The sequence below is a fragment of the Sphingosinicella sp. genome, from assembly GCF_052387495.1.
Taxonomy (GTDB): Bacteria; Pseudomonadota; Alphaproteobacteria; order Sphingomonadales; family Sphingomonadaceae; genus Allosphingosinicella.
The window spans coordinates 1-18,429 of sequence record NZ_JBQTJC010000212.1 but is presented as its reverse complement, the minus strand read 5'-3'; the positions used below and the strand labels follow the sequence as shown (position 1 = coordinate 18,429).

General features: G+C 68.4%; 19 protein-coding genes. 8 read left to right on the top strand and 11 right to left on the bottom strand.

Features of this window, described 5'->3' with window-relative positions; all coding sequences use genetic code 11:
• The 3 genes from ACT4N8_RS11925 to ACT4N8_RS11915 all read left to right on the top strand — a co-directional run.
• Window positions 1-863 (top strand): RNB domain-containing ribonuclease (locus tag ACT4N8_RS11925; protein ID WP_444858346.1); only part of this gene is annotated, 863 nt, incomplete at its 5' end.
• A 78-nt stretch (window positions 864-941) separates the two neighbouring features.
• The gene (locus ACT4N8_RS11920; RefSeq protein ID WP_444858345.1) at window positions 942-1,310 is read left to right on the top strand and encodes a hypothetical protein; all 369 of its coding nucleotides are present in this window, start codon (window positions 942-944) and stop codon (window positions 1,308-1,310) included.
• Between the two features lie 111 nt (window positions 1,311-1,421).
• Window positions 1,422-1,994 carry a LysM peptidoglycan-binding domain-containing protein gene (locus ACT4N8_RS11915; protein WP_444858344.1) on the top strand — a complete coding sequence of 191 codons (573 nt, stop codon included), beginning with the start codon at window positions 1,422-1,424 and terminating at the stop codon, window positions 1,992-1,994.
• Here ACT4N8_RS11915 and dcd read toward each other — a convergent pair whose 3' ends face one another.
• Both dcd and ACT4N8_RS11905 read right to left on the bottom strand, forming a co-directional pair.
• Window positions 1,995-2,546, bottom strand: coding sequence for a dCTP deaminase (gene dcd / locus ACT4N8_RS11910; protein WP_444858343.1), 552 nt, complete (start codon window positions 2,544-2,546; stop codon window positions 1,995-1,997).
• Window positions 2,543-3,058 (bottom strand): UPF0262 family protein, encoded by a 516-nt coding sequence (locus ACT4N8_RS11905; RefSeq protein WP_444858342.1) that lies wholly within the window; start codon window positions 3,056-3,058, stop codon window positions 2,543-2,545. Before ACT4N8_RS11905 ends, dcd begins: the two co-directional genes overlap by 4 nt.
• Before the next feature lie 187 nt (window positions 3,059-3,245).
• On the opposite strand from ACT4N8_RS11905, the gene ACT4N8_RS11900 reads away from it, so the two are divergent.
• A complete protein-coding gene (locus ACT4N8_RS11900; protein ID WP_444858341.1) occupies window positions 3,246-4,757 on the top strand; it encodes a replicative DNA helicase in 1,512 nt (503 codons plus the stop codon).
• A gap of 58 nt (window positions 4,758-4,815) precedes the next feature.
• Window positions 4,816-6,921: a prolyl oligopeptidase family serine peptidase gene (locus ACT4N8_RS11895; protein ID WP_444858340.1), complete on the top strand. Its 2,106-nt coding sequence runs from the start codon at window positions 4,816-4,818 to the stop codon at window positions 6,919-6,921.
• On the opposite strand, the gene astD is transcribed toward ACT4N8_RS11895, so the two are convergent.
• The 6 genes from astD to ACT4N8_RS11865 form a co-directional block, all read right to left on the bottom strand.
• Complete coding sequence (astD, locus tag ACT4N8_RS11890; RefSeq protein WP_444858339.1) at window positions 6,918-8,351, bottom strand: succinylglutamate-semialdehyde dehydrogenase; 1,434 nt, start codon at window positions 8,349-8,351, stop codon at window positions 6,918-6,920. The two genes, ACT4N8_RS11895 and astD, sit on opposite strands and share 4 nt — an antisense overlap.
• Window positions 8,352-8,582: 231 nt before the next feature.
• Window positions 8,583-9,605 (bottom strand): NADP-dependent oxidoreductase, encoded by a 1,023-nt coding sequence (locus ACT4N8_RS11885; protein ID WP_444858338.1) that lies wholly within the window; start codon window positions 9,603-9,605, stop codon window positions 8,583-8,585.
• Between the two features lie 19 nt (window positions 9,606-9,624).
• On the bottom strand, window positions 9,625-10,098 hold the full coding sequence (locus tag ACT4N8_RS11880; RefSeq protein WP_444858347.1) for a PaaI family thioesterase: 474 nt from the start codon (window positions 10,096-10,098) through the stop codon (window positions 9,625-9,627).
• Window positions 10,099-10,103: 5 nt separating this feature from the next.
• Window positions 10,104-10,805 carry an SDR family NAD(P)-dependent oxidoreductase gene (locus tag ACT4N8_RS11875; RefSeq protein WP_444858337.1) on the bottom strand — a complete coding sequence of 234 codons (702 nt, stop codon included), beginning with the start codon at window positions 10,803-10,805 and terminating at the stop codon, window positions 10,104-10,106.
• A complete protein-coding gene (locus ACT4N8_RS11870) occupies window positions 10,802-11,395 on the bottom strand; it encodes a 2-hydroxychromene-2-carboxylate isomerase (protein WP_444858336.1) in 594 nt (197 codons plus the stop codon). The genes ACT4N8_RS11875 and ACT4N8_RS11870 overlap by 4 nt, the downstream gene beginning before the upstream one ends.
• Window positions 11,392-11,892: a winged helix-turn-helix transcriptional regulator gene (locus ACT4N8_RS11865; protein WP_444858335.1), complete on the bottom strand. Its 501-nt coding sequence runs from the start codon at window positions 11,890-11,892 to the stop codon at window positions 11,392-11,394. The genes ACT4N8_RS11870 and ACT4N8_RS11865 overlap by 4 nt, the downstream gene beginning before the upstream one ends.
• A 108-nt stretch (window positions 11,893-12,000) precedes the next feature.
• Here ACT4N8_RS11865 and ACT4N8_RS11860 point away from each other — a divergent pair, with 108 nt between their 5' ends.
• Window positions 12,001-12,846, top strand: a complete 846-nt coding sequence (locus ACT4N8_RS11860) for an alpha/beta fold hydrolase (protein ID WP_444858334.1) — start codon at window positions 12,001-12,003, stop codon at window positions 12,844-12,846.
• Window positions 12,847-13,048: 202 nt separating this feature from the next.
• Here ACT4N8_RS11860 and ACT4N8_RS11855 read toward each other — a convergent pair whose 3' ends face one another.
• Window positions 13,049-14,413 (bottom strand): protein adenylyltransferase SelO family protein, encoded by a 1,365-nt coding sequence (locus tag ACT4N8_RS11855; RefSeq protein ID WP_444858333.1) that lies wholly within the window; start codon window positions 14,411-14,413, stop codon window positions 13,049-13,051.
• On the bottom strand, window positions 14,410-14,688 hold the full coding sequence (locus tag ACT4N8_RS11850; RefSeq protein WP_444858332.1) for a hypothetical protein: 279 nt from the start codon (window positions 14,686-14,688) through the stop codon (window positions 14,410-14,412). Before ACT4N8_RS11850 ends, ACT4N8_RS11855 begins: the two co-directional genes overlap by 4 nt.
• Window positions 14,689-14,842: 154 nt before the next feature.
• Here ACT4N8_RS11850 and ACT4N8_RS11845 point away from each other — a divergent pair, with 154 nt between their 5' ends.
• On the top strand, window positions 14,843-15,712 hold the full coding sequence (locus tag ACT4N8_RS11845) for an alpha/beta fold hydrolase (RefSeq protein WP_444858331.1): 870 nt from the start codon (window positions 14,843-14,845) through the stop codon (window positions 15,710-15,712).
• 27 nt (window positions 15,713-15,739) lie between these two features.
• Here the strand turns inward: ACT4N8_RS11845 and ACT4N8_RS11840 are convergent, their stop codons facing one another.
• Window positions 15,740-17,596, bottom strand: coding sequence for an autotransporter domain-containing protein (locus ACT4N8_RS11840; protein WP_444858330.1), 1,857 nt, complete (start codon window positions 17,594-17,596; stop codon window positions 15,740-15,742).
• 214 nt (window positions 17,597-17,810) lie between these two features.
• On the opposite strand from ACT4N8_RS11840, the gene ACT4N8_RS11835 reads away from it, so the two are divergent.
• Window positions 17,811-18,323 (top strand): hypothetical protein, encoded by a 513-nt coding sequence (locus ACT4N8_RS11835; protein ID WP_444858329.1) that lies wholly within the window; start codon window positions 17,811-17,813, stop codon window positions 18,321-18,323.
• Window positions 18,324-18,429 lie beyond the last annotated feature (106 nt).

Below are 18,429 nucleotides of genomic sequence, written 5' to 3'. Positions count from 1 at the left end.
CCGCGGCGAAGGCGCTGGAGGCGAAGAAGGCGCCGGTCATGTACCGCATCCACGAGCCGCCGAGCCGCGAGAAATTGGTCGCGCTTCGCGACTATCTCAAGACCTTCGAGATCGACTTCGCGCTCGGTCAGGTGGTGCGCCCGGGGACGTTCAATCATATCCTCGAGCGGGTCGCCGAGGCCGACTTCCGGCCGCAGATCATGGAGCAGGTGCTGCGTACCCAGACCCAGGCCTATTACGGCCCGGAGAATCACGGCCATTTTGGGCTGGCGCTCGGCTCCTACGCCCATTTCACCTCGCCGATCCGCCGCTATGCCGATCTCGTCGTCCACCGCGCCTTGGTCCGCCACTACCGGCTCGGTGAGGGCGGCCTGACCGACGAGGAAGCGGCGGCGATGGAGGTGACGGGCGAGCTCATCTCCAACCTCGAGCGCCGGGCGATGGTCGCCGAGCGCGAGACGATGGACCGCTATGTCGCCGCCTATCTCGCCGATCAGGTCGGCGCTTTGGTCAAGTGCCGGATCACGGGCGTCCAACCCTTCGGCTTCTTCGCCACGGTCGAGGAGCTGGGCGGCGACGGGCTGGTCCCCGCGGCGACCCTGGGGAACGAATATTTTCGCCACGACGAGGCGAGCCAGAGCCTGATCGGCAACGAGAGCGGCGAGCGCTACACGCTCGGCCAGCGGCTCACTTTGCGCCTCACCGAGGCCGATCCGGTGAGCGGCGCCTTGCGCTTCGAGCTGCCCGAAGGGTCGTCCGGTCCGAACCGGACGCGGCCCCCGCGCGAGGGCAGGCCGGACAAGCGGATGCAGGGGCGGCGCGGCCGCCCGGCCAACATCCGTCATCAGGGGCGGCGGCGCTAGAGTTGGGCCGCTAGAATCCCGCTGGCAATTTCCCTTTTTCTCGCCGAAGATCGCGCCGATCCGAGGGGAGGACTCCGCATGATCCGCAAGTTGCTTTTGTTCGTCGCCGCGCTCGCGCTGACGCCGGTGATGCTCGCCGCGCAGACCGCGGCCGACTATGCCACTCATATGCAGGGCCTGGTCGGCCAGTCGTTCGGCATCCTCCACATCTCGGAGGTGCGCAGCGAGGGTGACGTGCTCGTCGTCGGCATGGACGGGCCGGTCGGCTGGCGCAGCACGATGTCGCCGGAGCAGGTCACCCAGGAGTTCATCGGCGGCTTCTGCCGGCCGAGCGACGGCAATCCCAATCCGGCCGCCTTCTTCGACGGCCGCATCTCCATCCGGGTCGACACCACCGAGGCCGGCCGCGACAAGCAGATCGGCCGCGCCGTGGATCGCTGTCCCTAGGCTGACGTATTTAGCGTCCCGGCGGACGCCCTAAGACTGAGGTATTCTCAAGCGGTTGCAATGCGGCCGCGAGCGCCGCAACATGGTTAACGCTTCTCGAAGGAGGCCGCCATGAGTCGCTCGCTTGCCGCTTTGTCCCTGTTGATCGCCGGTGGGCTCGGCCTCGCCGCGCTGGCGCCGCCCGGAATCTGCGGCGATGGCGACTATGTCGTCGTGCGCGGCGACACGCTGGGCCGGGTCGCGCGGCGCTGCGGCTCGACCGTGGCGGCGATCGCCGCCGCCAGCCGCATCGCCGACCCGAATCTGATCCTGGTCGGCCAGCGGTTGGTCATTCCGGGCGGCGAGGCCTTCGCTCGTCGGGTGACCCGGTCCGCGCCGGCGACCGACGCCACCGGCCGACTCACTTACGCGATGACTCGCGGCGACACGCTCTATTCGCTGGCGCGCTGGTCGCGGGTCAGCCTGCCGGCCCTGCTCGCCGCCAATCCCGGCATCGATCCGCGCGCCATCGAGATCGGCGACGTCATCCGCCTCCCGAACGGCGCCGCCCGTCCGCAATTCGCCCGGGCGCGCGAGCGCGGACCGCTGCCGCAGGCCGCGCGCCCCGCGCCAGTCGTACGCGACGCGCCCGCGCCCCGTCCGGCGCCGCGCCGCGACGAGGAGCCCGATCCGATCGGCATGTAGCTAGAGTTTGGGGAGCGTGACGCCGCGCTGGCCCAGATATTTGCCGGCGCGGTCGGCATAGCTCGTCTCGCAGGGCTCGTTGCCCTGGAGGAAGAGGAACTGGCAGGCGCCCTCGTTCGCGTAGACCTTGGCGGGGAGCGGGGTCGTGTTCGAGAATTCGAGCGTGACATGACCTTCCCAGCCGGGCTCGAGCGGAGTCACGTTCACGATGATGCCGCAGCGGGCATAGGTCGATTTGCCGAGGCAGATGACGAGCACGTCGCGCGGCACCCGGAAATATTCGACCGTGCGGGCGAGCGCGAAGCTGTTCGGCGGGATGATGCAGCAATTCGTCTGCCGGTCGACGAAGCTGTTGGCCGCGAAATCCTTTGGGTCGACGACCGCCGAATCGACATTGGTGAAGATCTTGAACTCGTCGGCGACGCGGGCGTCATAGCCGTAGGAGGAGAGGCCGTAGGAGATGCAGCCCTCGCGGCGCTGCGATTCGACGAACGGCTCGATCATGCCGTGCGCCTGGGCCTGCTCGCGAATCCAGCGGTCGGAAAGGATCATGTGACGTGGGATGCCGGGGGGTGGCGGGCCACGTCAACCGTCGTCGTCTGCTTGATGTGGAGCACGCAGATCAGGGTGAAGAGCCGGCGCGCGGTGTCGAAATCCGTCTCGACCTTGCCCTTGAGGCACTCCTGGAGCAGCTCCGCCGCCTCGTTGTGCTGGCCGCGGCGGGCCATGTCGATCGCCTCGATCCCGCGCGGATGATCCTGGCGAACGGCTTTGAAATAGGATTCGCAGATCGCGAAATAGTCGCGGATCGGGCGGCGCAGCCGGGCGAGACCGACACGGATCGTGTGGCGGACCGGGCCGTCCTCGCCGAGCAGATCGATCGCGAGCCGGCCTTCCTCCTCGCGCAGGCGGATGCGATGCGGTCCGTCATGGCCGGCGACGTCGAAGTGATTCGCCTCGAGCAGGTCGAAGATCGCGACCCTGCGCTCCTGCTCGATATCGGCGTTGCGCCTCAGGATCGAGCGCTCGTCGAGATCGATGGCGATGATGCGGGGATCGGGCACGCGACGCTGTTAGCGGGCGCGGCATGGCCGCGCCACCCATCGTCATTGCGAGGAGCGAAGCGACGCGGCAATCCAGAGTGACTGGATTGCTTCGCTTCGCTCGCAATGACGAAAAGACGGCAATCCACAGCAGTTCCACAGGCTTGTTGGCTTGTGGCGGCTGGCGGATGGGTTCACAGATTCCGGCATGGCCCAACCGCTGACCCTGATCGAATCGCCCACTCCGACCGCCCAGGCGCTCCCCCACAATGTCGAGGCCGAAGCCGCGCTTCTGGGCGCGCTGATGATCGACAACCGGCTGGCCGAGGACATCCAGCTCAAGCTCCGCCCCGAGCATTTCTTCGAGCCGCTGCACGGCCGAATCTACGAGCAGATATTGCGCCTGCTCGACCGCAACATGATCGCCTCGCCGGTCACCCTGCGCCCCCTGTTCGAAGCCGACGAGGAGATGAAGGAGGTCGGCGGGCCGGCCTATCTCGCCCAGCTCACCGGTTCGGGCGCCGCGATCATCGGCGCGCGCGATTTCGCCGAGCAGATTTACGACCTCGCGCTTCTGCGCGCCCTCGTCGGCGTCGGCCGCGAGATGGTCGAAAAGGCGCTCGACACCTCCGAGGAGGTCGAGCCCAAGGGCCAGATCGAGGCGGCCGAGGCGGCGCTCTACCGGGTCGCCGAGGAGGGCGGCGGCGAGGGCTCGGTGAAGAGCTTCGCCCAGGCCACAAGGCTCGCCGTGCAGATGGCCGAGAAGGCGCTGAACACCGGCGGCGGCCTTTCCGGCATCACCACCGGCTTCGACACGATCAACGCGAAGACCGGCGGCCTCCACCACAGCGACCTGATCATCCTCGCCGGTCGCCCCGGCATGGGCAAGACCGCGCTCGCCACCAACATCGCCTTCAACGCGGCGCGGCGGCTGGTCCAGGACACCGAGGACGAGATCGCCCCGGAGAAGTCGGCCGGGGCGGGAATCGCCTTCTTCAGCCTCGAAATGTCGGCCGACCAGCTCGCCACCCGCATCCTCGCCGAGCAATCCGGGATCAGCTCCGAAGCGCTGCGCATGGGCAAGATCAGCCAGCAGGATTTCCGCAACCTCGCCCGCGCCGCGGCGGATCTCGAATCGCTGCCGCTCTACATCGACGACACGCCCGGCCTCACCATCGCCGCCTTGCGTACCCGCGCCCGGCGGCTGAAGCGGCAGAAGGGGATCGGCGTCGTCGTCGTCGATTATCTGCAATTGCTGCAGGGCACCGGGCGCAATACGAACGAGAACAGGGTCAACGAGATTTCCGAGATTTCGCGGGGCCTGAAGACGCTCGCCAAGGAGCTCAACGTGCCCGTCCTCGCGCTCTCGCAATTGAGCCGCGCGGTCGAGCAGCGCGAGGACAAGCGCCCGCAGCTTTCGGATCTCAGGGAATCCGGCTCGATCGAGCAGGACGCCGACATCGTCCTCTTCGTCTATCGCGAGGAATATTATGTCGCGAGCCGCGAGCCCAAGCGCCCGGTCGAGGGCGACGATTCCAAGATTTTCGAGAATTACGAGCAATGGCAGCGCGACATGGAGCGGGTCTACCAGCTCTCCGAGCTGATCATCGCCAAGCAGCGCCACGGCGCCACCGGCAAGGTCAAGCTCAAGTTCGACGCCAAGATCACCCGCTTCTCCGACCACGCCGAGGCCGAATATCTCCCGGAGCTGCGCGGCTGAGCCTTGCCACCGACTGTTTTGCCGTCTTAGCGTCCCCGCACACCGGGCGGAGGGAAGGATGGCGGTTCGTGGGATGCTTTTGGCGGGGTTGCTCGCGGTGACGGGGACGATGGCGCTGGGGCAGGATTCCGCGCCCACCGACGATCCGTTCACTTGGCTCGAGGAGATCCAAAGCGAGCGCGCGCTGGCCTGGGCGCGGGCGGAGAACGAGCGGACTTTGGGCGAGCTGCAGGCCGATCCGCGTTACCAGCGCTTCTATGATCAGGCGCTCACCATCCTCCAGGCCCGCGACCGCATCCCGACCGTCAGCTTCCGTCCCGACGGGCTCTACAATTTCTGGCAGGACGCCGATCACGTCCGCGGCATCGTCCGCCGCACGACGCTGGCGAGCTACCGCACCGAGAACCCCCAGTGGGAAACCGTGCTCGACGTCGACGCGCTCGCCCGCGAGGAAGGCACATCCTGGGTCTATCAGGGGATGAGCTGCCTGCCGCCCGAGGAGCGGCGCTGCCTCGTCTTCCTCTCCGACGGCGGCCGCGACGCCAATGTCGCGCGCGAATTCGATCTTCGCGAGCGGCGCTTCGTCGATGGCGGCTTCGCGCTCCCCGACGGCAAGCAGAGCGTCGTCTGGGAGGATGCGGACACTTTGCTCGTCGCGCGCGAATGGGGGCCGGGGACGATGACCCAGTCGGGCTATCCCTTCGTCGTCCGCCGGCTGCGCCGCGGCCAGACGCTCGACCAGGCGGTGGAGGTCTATCGCGGCGCCGAGGGCGACGTCAGCGTCCAGCCCTTCGTGCTGCGCGACAGCTCCGGCCGCGCCCATGCGACGGGCGGCTGGCGCGGGCTCGATTTCTTCAATTCCGAGGCCGTGCTGTTCCGCCCGGGCGGCAACGTCACCTTGCCAATCCCGCGCCGGGCCGCGCTCCAGGGCATCGTCGACGGCCGCGTGCTGCTCACCATCGACGAGGCGTGGGAGGTGAACGGCCAGCGCTTCGCGCCCGATTCGGTCCTCTCCTACGGCCTCGCCGAATGGACGCGCGATCCGCTCGCCGCGCGGCCGAGCCTGGTCTGGGCGCCCGGGGAGCGGCAGACCTTGCGCGGCATCGCCACCACCAACGGGCGGCTGATCGTCACGATTCTGGACAACGTCCGGGGCCGCGCCTTCGCCTACGATTATGCGGGCGGCCAGTGGCGCTCGACCGAGCTCGAGCTGCCGCGCAACGCGACCATCGCCGTCTCCGCCGCCTCGGACCAGACCGACCAGGCGATGTTCACGGTCACCGATTACCTCACGCCGCAGACGCTCTGGCTTTACGACGGCGCGAGCGGCGCGCTGGAAACGCTTCGGACGACAGCCGCGCGGTTCGACGCGTCGCGCCACCTGGTCGAGCAGCGCGAGGCGGTGTCGCGCGACGGCACCCGCATCCCCTATTTCCTGGTGCGCCCGCGCGACATGGCGATGGACGGCTCCACGCCGACCCTGCTCTACGGCTATGGCGGTTTCCAGGTCAGCCAGGTGCCAAATTATTCGGGGACGATGGGGCGGCTCTGGCTCGAGCAGGGCAACGCCTATGTCGTCGCCAATCTGCGCGGGGGCGGCGAGTTCGGGCCCGAATGGCATCAGAGCGCCCAGCTCGCCAACAAGCAGCGCAGCTGGGACGATTATATCGCCGTCGCCGAGGATCTGATCCGACGGCGGATCACCTCGCCGCGGCGGCTCGGCGTGGTCGGCGGCAGCCAGGGCGGCCTCCTCGTCGGCACCGCGATCACCCAGCGGCCCGAATTGTTCAACGCCGCGATCATCCAGGTCCCGCTGTTCGACATGCTCCGCTACCACCTGATCGGCGCCGGCGCCTCCTGGATCGGCGAATATGGCGATCCGCGCATCGCCGAGCAGCGCGCCTGGCTCGAGAGCTATTCGCCCTACCAAAGGCTGACGCCGGGGCGGACCTATCCGACGCCGTTCATCCTCACCTCGACCGCCGACGATCGCGTCCATCCCGCGCACGGCCGCAAGGCGGCGGCGCGGCTCCACGCGATCGGCGCGCCCTATTATTATTACGAGAATATCGAAGGCGGCCACGCCGCAGCGGCGAACCTGCGGGAAACCGCCCGCCGTCTCGCGCTCGAATATACTTATGCGAGCCGGCGGCTGGTGGATTAGCCCTCGATGTTCGCCGCCGCCGCCGGATCGGCCAGTCCGATGCCGATCGTCGCGCGGGCGTTCTCGGCCTCGGAGCTGGTCACCGGATAGGCGCTGTAATCGGCGGCGTAATAGGCGCTGGGGCGATGGTTGCCGGAGAGGCCAATGCCGCCGAACGGCGCGTTTGAGGGGGCGCCGTTGGTCGGGTTGTTGCGGTTGATCACGCCGGCGCGGACGTTCGCCCAGAAGCGGTCGTACAGCTCCGGGCTGCCCCCGACCAAAGCGGCGGAGAGGCCGTAGCGGGTCGCGTTCGCCTCGGCGATGGCGGCGTCGAAATCGGCGACGCGGATCAGCTGGAGGACGGGGCCGAACAGCTCGCTGTCCGACCGGCGCTGCACGTCGGTGACGTCGATCAAAGCGGGGGTGAGGAAGGGCCTGTCCGGGTCCTTGCGGTCGAGCCGGCGGATCGCGCGGCCGCCCTTGCCCATCAGGTCGAGGAACGCCTCCTGTAGCGCGTCGGCCGCGTCGTTGTCGATCACCGGGCCCATGAACGGCGCGGGACTGGCGTGCGGATGATCGACGATCAGCCGGTCGGCGAGCCTGACGATCGCCTCAACCAGCGCCTCGTGCTCGCCGTCCCTGACGATCAGCCGCCGCGCGCAGGTGCAGCGCTGCCCGGCCGAGAGATAGGCGGATTGCACCGCGATCGTCGCGGCGGCGTGAATGTCCGCGGCGTCCCAGACGACGAGCGGGTTGTTGCCGCCCATCTCGAGCGCGAGGATCCGGTTCGGCGTCTCGGCGAACTGCTTGTGGAGCGCGAGCCCGGCGCGGGCCGAGCCGGTGAAGAGCAGGCCGTCGAGCCCCGGATGCGCGGCGAGCGCCTTGCCGATTTCGGGCCCGCCCTGGACGCAGCGCACCACGTCCGCCGGCACGCCCGCCTCGTGATAGAGCCTGACCAGCATCTCGCCGGTCGCGGGCGTCTTCTCGCTCGGCTTGAAGACGATCGCGTTGCCCGCGATCAGCGCGGGCACGATGTGGCCGTTCGGCAAATGCGCGGGGAAATTATAGGGGCCGAGCACGGCGAGCACGCCGTGCGGCTTGTGGCGGACGGCGATGCGCGCGCCCATCGCGCCCTCCTGGCGGCGCTGCGCGGTGCGCTCGGCATAGGCCGAGACCGAGATGTCGACCTTCTTGATCATCGCCTCGATTTCGGTGCGCGCTTCCCAGAGCGGCTTGCCGGTCTCGCGCGCGATCAGGTCGGCGAAGGGCTCGATCTGCGCGCGGGCGAGATTGGCGAAGCGGCGCAGCGTCTCGACCCGGACCGCGAAGGGCTTGGCGGCCCATCCCGCCCAGGCGGCGCGCGCGGCGGAGACGGCTTCGTCGGGATCGCCGGCCGCGCCGGTCCACAAGGTTTCGCCGGTCGCGGGCTCGATCGAGGTCAGGCTGGCCATGGCCGCGCATTCATGGCGGGACGGCCGGATTTTTCAAGCATTTGCGTGGGCCTCGCCGGCGCCGGCTGCGCCGGCGCGGCCCGCGTCTCGGCGAGGGAGGAACAGCCCGGCAAGCCTCCGCCACCCGCCTCGCCCTGGTCGGCCGCCGCCGGCGAGGCGTCCGCCTTGCGCCCTTCGCGGTCGTCAAGCATGCAAGAGGTCGAACTCGAAAGCAGACTTCGTGCAGCGTCTTCACGAGCTCAGTGCGGTAGCCGGATCGTCCGCAATCCGGATAACGACCTTGCCGCGGGCACGACCGGATTCCACGCTGGCCATGGCAGCGGGTGTTTCGGCGAACGCGAACACCTGCTCGATTACCGGGCGGATCACGCCGGCATCGACCAGTTTCGCGATCTCGGCGAGCTGTGTGCCATCCGCTCGCATGAACAGGAACGAATAATCGACACCGCGCTTTCTCGCCTTGCGGCGGATTCTGAGGCTCGCAAGGTGCAGCAGCTGGCGCACGATCCAGTTCGCGCCGATCTCGCGCGCAAAGGCTGGATCGGGCGGGCCGGAGATCGAGATCAGCTTGCCGCCGGGCTTCAGCACCGAGAGCGATCTTTCGAGCACGTCGGCGCCGAGCGTGTTGAGGACGACATCATAGCCGCTCAGCCGCTCGGCGAAATCCTCGCTGCGATAGTCGATGACCACATCGGCGCCGAGGCTCCTGACCAGGTCGACATTGTCCGTGCCGGTGGTCGCCGCGACCGTGGCGCCCAAGTGCTTGGCGAGCTGGATCGCGATCGTGCCGACGCCCCCCGAGCCGGCGTGGATCAGCACCTTCTGCCCCGGCTTCACCTGTGCGCGCTCCACCAGCACCTGCCACGCCGTCAACGCGACGAGCGGAAGCGATGCGGCCTCCGTCATGCCAAGGCTGGAGGGTTTGAGGGCCAGGTCTGCCTCGGCGATGGCGATGCGTTCGGCGAAGGTGCCGATGCGATCGTTGTCCGGATGGGCGAAGACCTCGTCGCCGACCTTGAAGCGCCGCGCGCCGGCTCCCACTGCCACCACGGTGCCGGCCAGGTCATTCCCGAGGATCAGAGGCAGCTTGGCCGGCAAGATCGCCTTGAATTCGCCGTCGCGCAATTTCAAGTCGATCGGGTTGACGCTCGCCGCCGCGATTTCGACGACGACGTCGCCTGGCCCTGGGGTCGGGTCAGGCAGCTCTCGCAGGGTCAGTGGACCCTTGTAGCTGTCGATGGCAAATCCCTTCATGACGATCTCCAGTTCGATTTCAGGATCGCAGAGCGCCGCGCCCGCGCGGCTCGACGTCGAACACCAGCAGAGTCGAGGTCGCGGTCGCGCACAGTCGCCCCTCGCCGTCGTGGAGCGTCGCCTCCGCGAAGGCGACGCGCCGTCCGACCGATATGGCGCGGCCGGTCGCGCGGACCGTTCCACTATTCTCGCTGAGGCCGCGCAGATACGAGACCTTCAGCTCGAGCGTCGTGTGTCTGCGGTTGGGGCCGAGCTCGGAATGGACGGCGATGCCGCAGGCGCTGTCGAGCAGCGTCGCCGCATAACCGCCATGCACGGCGCCGAGCGGATTGTAGACGCTGCGGTCGGGCGCGCCCTGAAACACGACCCGGCCCCGTTCGACCTCGACCAGGTCGAAGCCGAGCGTTCGGCCGATCGGCGCCTTCAGCCCGCCAGCCAGCATACCGCGAAGCTGCTCCAGTCCGTCGGGCGCAGTATCGATCTGATCCGGCATCGCGCTCACCAGGGCTCGTGGAACGGGCGGACCTCGGCGAGGAACGACCATGCATCGCGCGGCTGATGCGCGAGATGAAACACCTCGCCGGCGATCGACGCGGGCGAGGTGAAGAAGTCGTCCGCCGCGTCCGGCAGGCGCTCGCGCTGCCATGGCACGTCGATCACGGCGTCGATGACGAGATAGGCAACATGGACGCCTTTGGGGCCCAGGTCGCGCGCTAGGGATTCCGCGAGAATGCGCTGCGCCGCCTTGGTCGGCGCAAAGCCGGCGAAGGCCGCGCGCCCGCGCTGCGCCGAGGTGTTGCCGGTCACGATCAGCGCGCCTTCGCCCGCCGCGATCATCGCCGGCGTCGTCAGCCGCGCCAAATGAAGCAGCGCCATCGTGTTGATCTCGAAATTGCGCTGGAGCGTCTCAGGCTCGATTTGAGTGAAGGTGCCGAACGCGCCGCCGACGGCGTTGTGGACGACGACCTTCGGATCGCCGACCTTCCTGATCGCGCGTTCGAGCGCGACGGCGTCGGACACGTCACACGGCATAGCGATCGATCCCGGGATCTCCTGCTCCAGGGAAGCGAGGCGGCCGGCGTCGCGCGCCAGCATGGCGACACGATAGCCGCCCTCCGCGAAGCGGCGCACGATCGCTGCGCCGGTGCCCGGGCCAACGCCGGTGACGAGCGCGAGCGGCTTGATGGCGGAATCGGTCATGCTGCTTCCTTCAATCGCGCGAGCTCCTCGCGCACGAAATTGAGCCGGTCGTTGCCGAAGAACATCGTGTCCCCGACGAAGATGGTCGGCGATCCGAACACGCCGCGCTCGGCCGCCTCGTCGGTATTGGCGTCGAGTTGCGCGACCACGTCGGGCGCGTCGATCCGCGAGGCGATGGGGGCGGGATCGAGCCCGGCCGCCGCGATCGCGGCGAGGATGTCGTCGGTCGTGGCAAGCGTCTGGCCTTCGCTCCAGCAGGCCCGGTACAGCGCCAGCGTGATCGCGGCGGCTTCGCCGGGCGACCCAGCCGCCAGCACCGCGCGCGAGCACGCGGCGCCGTCGTTGTCGCGCATGTTCGACGGGTTGAGCGTGACGCCGTAGCGTTCCGCCCAGCGCGCCAGGTCCATGCGGGCGTAGCGGCCCTTGGCGGCGCAGGTGATGGTGGTCGGGACGTTGCCGACCTTCTCCATCAGCTCGAGGATCTTCATCGGCCGGAGCGCAATGTCGACGTCCATCCCGCGCAGCTGGGTATAGGCCAGATAGCTGTAGGGACTCCGGAAGTCGTAGAAGAATTCGATCGGCTGGGTCATCGGTTTGCTCCTGCGGCGGGATCGAGAAAACGACGGACGGCCTCGTCCGCACCGGGACCGGGGCGCAACCGGATACGATCGAGAGGCACCGCCTGCCCGGTCTCGGCATCGACGAGCGCGAGGACGAGGGGACGGCCGGTGTCGCGATCGACCGTCTCGACCGTCGGCGCACCGAACCCGGTCGCGTTCCAGCGGTCCCCCCATTCGCGCAAAGCCACGCTCACCTTCCACAAATCACGGCCCTTGGCGGTTAGCCGATATTCGTCGCGGGGCGGTCGCTGCTGATAGCGGACCCGCTCGACGACGCCGGCGGCGGTCAGATGCTTCAGGCGCGCGGCAAGCGTCGCGGCGGGGATGCCCGTGCTGGCGCGCAAGTCGTCGTAGCGACTGAGACCCAGCGAGAGATCGCGGATCACTAGCAGTGCCCAGCGATCCCCGATCAGCTCGAGCGCGCCTGCGATGGAGCAGCGCATTCCGGCGAAGGATTTCGGTTTCATATTCTCACGATTCTTGTAACTTCAATTATTGAAGTATATATGCAGAGTACGAAATGCAAGGGGCTTCTCGGCGACGCGAGGCCGACCCGCCCAGCCGGAGTGATCGAGATGACCGACGTAGCCGCCGCTGCCTTCAAGGACGTTCCTACCCGCCACATTGCCGGGGATGGCGTTCCCTTCGTCTATCGCGACCTGGGGCCGCGGACCGGCATTCCCGTAATCCTCCTCAATCACCTCGGGGCAACGCTCGACAATTATGATCCGCGCGTGGTCGACGGGCTGGCGGCGAAGCACCGCGTGATCGCCTTCGACAATCGCGGCGTCGGCGCGTCCGGCGGCCGAACGCCGACGAACGTAGCCGCGATGGCGCGCGACGCGGTTTCCTTCATCCGCGCCATGGGGTTCGACACGGTGGACCTGCTCGGCTTCTCGCTCGGCGGCTTCGTCGCGCAACAGATCGCGCTGACCGAACCATCGCTCGTTCGCCGGATGATCCTGACCGGAACCGGCCCGGCGGGTGGCGAAGGGATCGACAAGGTGACCGGCCTGACGCTGCGCGCGATAGTGAAAGGGGCGCTGACGCTGAGGAATCCGAAATATTATCTGTTCTTCACCCGCACCGCGAACGGCCGGAGGGCGGCCAAGGCGTTCCTCGCCCGGCTGAAGGAGCGAACCAGGGATCGCGACAGGCCGATGGCGATCCGCTCGTTCCGCGCGCAGCTGACGGCAATCCACGCCTGGGGTAGTCAGGCACCGCAGAACTTGGGAGCCATAACCCAACCGACGTTCGTCGCCAATGGCGACGACGATCTGATGGTGCCGACCGTCAATTCAGCCGATCTGGCCCGGCGTATTCCGGGGGCGAAACTGTCCATCTACGAGGACGCCGGCCACGGCGGCATCTTTCAGCACCATCAAACCTTCGTCGCCGAGGCGCTTGCCTTCCTCGCCTGACGCATTGAAGCGACGAGTAGTCACGGAATGGTTTCCGACCGGCCGTCAACAATCAAATGAGCGCAGGGGCCCGCGCACAAACTGATTCTGCCGGTCTTGCAGTAAGGTATTGCCCATGTCTGCTATCGCCTTCTGACGCTCGGGACCCGACCGACCGTAGTCGGCCAAGAGTTGTACGCCGCTTGTCCTGCCGCCCGGCACGTCATCGGCCGCCGCCATCCCTCATCGCCTCGCCCATTCGTCGCACCGCGGCGACCTTGGCATGAAGCGGGGACCAGTCGTCGTCGCGGTCGATCGCCGACCAGATCGCCTCGACCTCGTCGATATGCATGGAGCAGGGCTCGGGATCGGACCAATAGGGATGGTCGCGGGCGCCGGGCACGGGCTGGTAGGCGTCGATCAGCGCGCGGAGCTCGGCGAATTCGTCCGGCACCGTCGCGGGGCGGCCGCCGCGCCAGTCGAAGAAGAAGCGGTCGATCGTCATCGTCTGCCCGGCGAGCGCCTCCTCGATCGCGGTGAGGACACGCAGGTCCTCGCCGGGTTCGCGCGGGATCAGGCCGAGCCGGGCGAGGATCGCGTCGCGCAAAGCGAGCTGGAAGCGATTCCGGAAGCTTTCGAGGATCGGGTTCAGGTGATCCGCCTCGGCGATCGCGGCGAGCGCGCGGGCGAGCTGGAGCAGGTCCCAGTGGATCGCCTCGGGCTGGCGACCGAAGCTGTAGAGGCCGCCATGGTCGAAATAGGCGGCGGTGAAATGGCCGTCCCAGAAGGGCGTCCAGCGCCACGGGCCGTAGTCGAAGCTCTCGGCGGTGACGTTGATATTGTCCGAATTGAGCACGCCGTGGACGAAGCCGGCGGCGATGTACGACGCGGCGAGCCGGGCGGTGCCTGCCGCGACATGATCGAGCAGGCGGACGGGATCGCCGCTCTCGTCGGCGAAGAACTGGCGCAGGCAATAATCGGTGAGCTTGCGGATATTGTCGGGCTGGTCGAGCGCGGCGAGGCGCTGGAACGTGCCGATCCGGATATGGCCGTGGCTGAGGCGGACGAGCACGGCGGAGCGGGTGGGGGAGGGCTCGTCGTTGCGCTCCAGCGCCTCGCCGGTCTCGACGATCGAGAAGGTCTTCGAGGTCTCCACGCCGAGCGCCTCGAGCATCTCCGTGGCAAGCAGCTCGCGCACCGCGCCCTTCAGCGTGAGCCGGCCGTCGCCGAAGCGGCTGTAGGGCGTCTGCCCCGAGCCCTTGGTGCCCAGGTCCATCAGCCGCCCGGCGCCGTCGCGAAGCTGCGCGAAGAGGAAGCCGCGGCCGTCGCCGATCTCCGGATTGTACACGCGGAACTGATGGCCGTGATAACGTAGCGCCAGCTTCTCGGCGAGATTGTCCGGGAGCGCCTCGAAGCGCGCGAAATGACGAAGCCATTGCGCGTCGCTCAGGTCATCCAGCCCGACCGTCGCTGCCCAGCGGTCGTTGCGGAAGCGCAGCTTCGTAACCGGAAAGTCCGCCGCCTCGACCACGTCGTAGAAGTCGCCGCCCAGCTCGAGGATCGCGGTTTCGGGGCGATAGGCGCTCATCGCGCGATGAATCCGACCCGGTCGAGGTGCAGCCGGCAGCTGTTTCCGCCGGGATCGGCCGCCTTGCTGCCATAGACCGTGACGCGCCGGCCCGGCCCGGCCGCTAGCATCAGCCGGTCCCATTCCTGCCGACTCATGGCGAGATGGGCGCACAAATCGGGAGCGATGTCGACGCGGGCGCCATTTTCGAACGCGCCCGCGAGCGTGCCGTCGATCCGAACCCGCGCGCCGGCCGGCAGAGTTTCCCACTGGCTGACATTCTCACCGACGGCCACCGCCTCGACGCCGTTTTCCCGCGGCTCCGGCGCGCCGCCGCACGCGCCGAGCAAGGCGGGCAGAAGCAGCCATGGCCCAAGCCGCCCCTCTCCGCGGTTGCGCGCAGCCGCGCCAGCGTCGATAGGGCTTGAGGCAAGGTCGAGAGGCGGGTGCATGGCGGGCTGGTCCGATGGCTATTGGTGGTCGAGCGACGGGCTCAGGCTCCACTATCGCGACTATGCCGGCGATGCGAGCCGGCCGCCGATCATCTGCATCCCGGGCCTCACCCGCAACGCGCGCGACTTCGAAGGGGTTGCGGAGCGGCTGGCGGACGACTGGCGGGTAATCTGCGTCGAGCTGCGCGGCCGCGGCGAGAGCGCCTATGCCAAGAATGCGATGAGCTACGTCCCGCTCACCTATTTCCAGGACGTCGAGGCGCTGATCGCGGAGCTGAAGCTGGAACGCTTCGTCCTGTTCGGCACCTCGCTCGGTGGCCTGATCACGATGCTGCTCGCATTGGGCAACCCGACCCGGATCGCGGGCGCGCTCCTCAACGATATCGGCCCGGTGCTGGAGACGCGCGGACTCGACCATATCCGCTCCTATGTCGGGCGCGCGCGCGATTGGCCGACCTGGCTCCACGCCGCGCGCTTTCTCGCCGAGGCGCAGGCCGACCGCTACCCGGACTGGGAGCTCGACCAGTGGCTGGTCTATGCGAAGCGGCTTTGCAAGCTGACCCCGTCGGGGCGGGTCGTGTACGATTACGACATGCGCATCGCCGAGCCCTTCAAGCTGCCCGGCGGCGAGACCGGCTTCGACCTCTGGCCCGCCTTCCGCGCGCTCGCGTATGCGCCGACCCTGCTGCTTCGCGGCGAACTCTCCGACCTGCTGAGCGAGGAGACCGCGGCACAGATGAAGGCCGAGCATTCGAAGCTCGAGATCGCGACCGTCCCCCGCGTCGGCCACGCGCCGACGCTCGACGAGCCGGAGGCCGCCAGCGCGATCGACCGGCTGCTGAAGCGGGTGACGGCGAAGGGGAAGTGAGCGCCGGCCCACTTCCCCGTGTCGCTGCTAGATGCTGAGCCGGAAGGCGAGGAAGCCCGACAGATCGTCGCCTTCGTCGTTACGGACCGAAGTCGATGCCTGGACCTGGAGCGACATGGCGTCGCTCAGGGTGAAGGCGACGCCGCCGGTCAGCCGGCCGTAGACGTCGTCCGGGCGCGCGGGCAGCTGCCATTGGTTGACGATGGTCGGGGCGGCGGTGAGCGCATAGCGGATGGTGCGCGCATCGCCCTCGAACTCGCGCTCGAGCGTCGCCGTCGCATAGGGGCGCACCGCGAGCCCGCCGACGTCCAGCTCGCCGCGCAGCTCCACGCCAGCGCTGCCGACCAGGCTGGTTCGGCTCTGCTCCTGGACGTTGAGCGTGAGCACCGGATCGCCGGTCTCGGTATAGGGATCGAGTTCGACCTCGGCGTAGCGCAGGCCGATCACCGGGCCGACGCGGACGCCGCCCAGGCCGAACAGATAGCCCGCCTGGCCGCCGGCGAAGAGCGCGGTCCCGTCCGCCTCGGCGGCGATGTCGTCGATCACCGCGGTGCGCATGATGTCGTAATCGAGCCAGCCGTAGCCGACATAGCCTTCGACGAAGGCGCCGCCGCCGCTCCAGCCGCCATAGAGGCCGGCCTGCCAGCCGGTCGCCCGGGCGCGGCCGGTCGCCGTGTCCATGTCGGCCTCGGAACGGGAGTAGTTGAGCGCCGCGCCGAGGACGGCGCCGCCCCCGAAATCATATTCGACGCCGGCGCTGCCGCCCGTCGTGTCGAGCTCGTAGCCGAGGCTGCGCTGGGTCGGGTCGCGGTCGACGCTCGCCGTGTTGGCGCTGACGTAGAAGTTGAGCCGCCGGTCGGAGGCGGCGCCGAAGCGCGCATTGGAGAGATCGAGCCGGCCGAGCAGGGTCGAACCGAACGACGAGGCCATCTGCATGCCGACATCGGCCTGCGCCTCGAGATGGAGCGGCGTTTCGAGCTGGCGGACGGCATAGCGGCCGACGATGGCGAAGCCGGCCGAGGTCAGGTGGACCTGATCGACGTAGAAGAGATACTGGCCGAGCAGCTCCGGATTGGTGGTGACGCAGGCGATCGGGCAGGCGCCGGCGCTGGTCAGGCCGAAGGCCGCGAGGTTCGCCTGCACCCGGTCGCCGATCCGGTTGAGATCGAGCCAGTTCACGATCACGCCCTGATCGGCGAGCGCGGCGAGCGGCGCCTGCATGCCCTGATTGTAGGCGCTGGCATAAGCGGTGCCGACCGCGGCGACCGGGAGGCCGGCGACCTCGGGCAGGCGGCCGACGTCGCCGGCGAGGAAGGTGATGTTGCGCGCGCCGGCATTGACCAGCGCATTCAATCCGGTCGTCGTCTCGGTGACGCGCAGCGCCGCCTGGGCGGGCGCGCCGGCGATCAGCCCCTGGATCTGGGCGGCGGTCGGATTGATGCCGAGGCTGCGCTCATAGGCGCGCGCGTCGTTGCCGCCGATCGACACGACGACGAGGTCGTTGGGATCGAATTGCCCGGTCGTGCGCGGGAAGGCGGCCGGTCCGCCCCCGGCGAGGAAAGATTGCCATTCGGTGACAAAGCCGGGGATGCCGGGGCCGTTGATGTTGCCGTTGCCGGTGAAGGCGCCGCCGATCGCGAAATTGTCCACCGGCGTGCCCAGCAGTTGCGCCATCGTGTCGACGAAGTTGGTGCCGTTGCTGAAGCGGCCGTTCGGATAGATCTGGTTCGGCGGGATGCCGAGCAGCTGCCAGAGGTTGCCGTCATCGGCGTAGGAATCGCCGAAGGCGACGATCCGGTCGACGCGCTGGGCACTGGCGGGTGTCGCCATGGCGAAGGCGGCGGCGATGGCGCCCGTGCAGAGCAATGCTTTGGCGAACTTCATGGAATCAGGCCCTCCCCGGCTTCATGACATTATTGTCAGTAATGGATGGCGCGATTCTCCCGGCTTGGCAATCTGGCCCGAGCATCGGTTCGTCACTGAAAAGTCTCATCTTCCCCATTTCCGTCTCGGCGGCGCAACGGATCGGCTCCGGCCGCTTGCGGGTCCGCGCGCCTTTGCGACCAAATGCGCGCAGTAGCGGAAGGGCCGGCTCGTGTTGCGTGAAGAGATTCGGACATCGTCCGGGATTGAGGCCGGCGGCAGGATTGGGCCGGCCGACCTCGCGCTCGGGCTGAGCTTTGTCCGGGCCGCCAACCTCCAGGTCATGCGCCTCCATCTCGCCAAGGAGCGGCAGGACCGGCGCGGCGTGATGGCGGCGATGGACGAGCTGGTCGGCATCGATCGCGAGCTCGGCCGGTTCATCGCCGCGATCCCCGATCCGGCCCTTCACGGGATCGGCTGCGAGATCGAGGCGCAGAAGCGCGACGTGATCGCGCAGCGGCTGGTGCTGGCGCGCGGCAAGATCGGCCCGGCCATCGCGCCCGGCGAGGCCGCGGCGGCGCCCGGGCCGGCAGCCATCGAAAGCGACTATCAGGTCTATGAGCCCGACCGACGTTCCCGCCGCCTCGTGGCGGCGCTGCTCGCCCTTTGCATTGTCGTCGCGGCGATCCTGCTCCTCGGCGAAGGCGCGGCGCAAGCGATCGTCTCCTGGTGGGAGCAGCCGGCATGAGCACAAACCTTCTGCATGGATCGGCCATCGGCGGGGCCGAGCGCGAGGCCCTCGCGCGGGCCGATTCCGACGCGGCGTTCGAGGCGCTCCCCACGCACGCCAAACA

Bases quoted from the DNA above. Each gene is read 5' to 3' on its own strand.
- ACT4N8_RS11860 (WP_444858334.1), top strand. From the start codon at position 12,001: ATGACCGACGTAGCCGCCGCTGCCTTCAAGGACGTTCCTACCCGCCAC.
- ACT4N8_RS11870 (WP_444858336.1), bottom strand. From the start codon at position 11,395: ATGACCCAGCCGATCGAATTCTTCTACGACTTCCGGAGTCCCTACAGC.
- astD (WP_444858339.1), bottom strand. From the start codon at position 8,351: ATGGCCAGCCTGACCTCGATCGAGCCCGCGACCGGCGAAACCTTGTGG.
- ACT4N8_RS11880 (WP_444858347.1), bottom strand. From the start codon at position 10,098: ATGCCGGATCAGATCGATACTGCGCCCGACGGACTGGAGCAGCTTCGC.
- ACT4N8_RS11885 (WP_444858338.1), bottom strand. From the start codon at position 9,605: ATGAAGGGATTTGCCATCGACAGCTACAAGGGTCCACTGACCCTGCGA.
- ACT4N8_RS11840 (WP_444858330.1), bottom strand. From the start codon at position 17,596: ATGAAGTTCGCCAAAGCATTGCTCTGCACGGGCGCCATCGCCGCCGCC.
- ACT4N8_RS11845 (WP_444858331.1), top strand. From the start codon at position 14,843: ATGGCGGGCTGGTCCGATGGCTATTGGTGGTCGAGCGACGGGCTCAGG.
- ACT4N8_RS11915 (WP_444858344.1), top strand. From the start codon at position 1,422: ATGAGTCGCTCGCTTGCCGCTTTGTCCCTGTTGATCGCCGGTGGGCTC.
- ACT4N8_RS11875 (WP_444858337.1), bottom strand. From the start codon at position 10,805: ATGACCGATTCCGCCATCAAGCCGCTCGCGCTCGTCACCGGCGTTGGC.
- ACT4N8_RS11895 (WP_444858340.1), top strand. From the start codon at position 4,816: ATGGCGGTTCGTGGGATGCTTTTGGCGGGGTTGCTCGCGGTGACGGGG.
- dcd (WP_444858343.1), bottom strand. From the start codon at position 2,546: ATGATCCTTTCCGACCGCTGGATTCGCGAGCAGGCCCAGGCGCACGGC.
- ACT4N8_RS11865 (WP_444858335.1), bottom strand. From the start codon at position 11,892: ATGAAACCGAAATCCTTCGCCGGAATGCGCTGCTCCATCGCAGGCGCG.
- ACT4N8_RS11920 (WP_444858345.1), top strand. From the start codon at position 942: ATGATCCGCAAGTTGCTTTTGTTCGTCGCCGCGCTCGCGCTGACGCCG.
- ACT4N8_RS11900 (WP_444858341.1), top strand. From the start codon at position 3,246: ATGGCCCAACCGCTGACCCTGATCGAATCGCCCACTCCGACCGCCCAG.
- ACT4N8_RS11855 (WP_444858333.1), bottom strand. From the start codon at position 14,413: ATGAGCGCCTATCGCCCCGAAACCGCGATCCTCGAGCTGGGCGGCGAC.